This is a genomic window from Pseudomonas sp. EA_65y_Pfl1_P113, assembly GCF_963970525.1.
GTDB lineage: Bacteria > Pseudomonadota > Gammaproteobacteria > Pseudomonadales > Pseudomonadaceae > Aquipseudomonas > Aquipseudomonas tritici.
The window spans coordinates 1-524 of the sequence record NZ_CAXAQM010000355.1; the positions used below are offsets into that span (position 1 = coordinate 1).

The 524-nt window shown below is 64.5% G+C and carries 1 protein-coding gene; it reads left to right on the plus strand.

Annotated features, from left to right (window positions below; all coding sequences use genetic code 11):
- Window positions 1–112: 112 nt before the first annotated feature.
- On the plus strand, window positions 113–524 hold a 412-nt coding region (locus AACY52_RS30015; protein WP_339561333.1), incomplete at its 3' end, for a type II toxin-antitoxin system RatA family toxin.

Sequence of the window (524 nt, forward strand, 5' to 3'; positions counted from 1 at the left end):
ATCACGCCGGTGACGATTTCGCCCGCCTGCGCGCCGCGCGGGAGGCAAAGCTCGCCGCGCGCTGATGCCACGCCATTCCGAAACGCGGCGGCTGCCCTACACGCCAGTACAAATGTTCGATCTGGTTGCCGACGTCGCCCGCTATGCCGAGTTTCTGCCGTGGGTGTCGGCGATCCGGATGCGCTCGAACAGCGAGACGCAGATGGTCGCCGATATGATCGTCGGGTTCAAAGGCTTGCGCGAAACCTTCACGTCGAAGGTCGAGAAGCGCCGACCCGCCCGGATCCAAGTCGAATATCTCGACGGGCCCCTCAAATATCTGCGCAACGAATGGGTGTTCCGGCCCGATGGGGCGGGCTGCGCGGTCGATTTCACGGTCGACTTCGCGTTCAAGAACCGCGTGTTCGAGATGCTGGCCGGCCAAGTGTTCGGCACCGCGCTGCGCAAGATGATCGGCGCATTCGAGGACCGCGCCGCCGTGCTTTACGGGGCTTCCTCGGCCTCAGGCGCGGTATCGTCTTCGG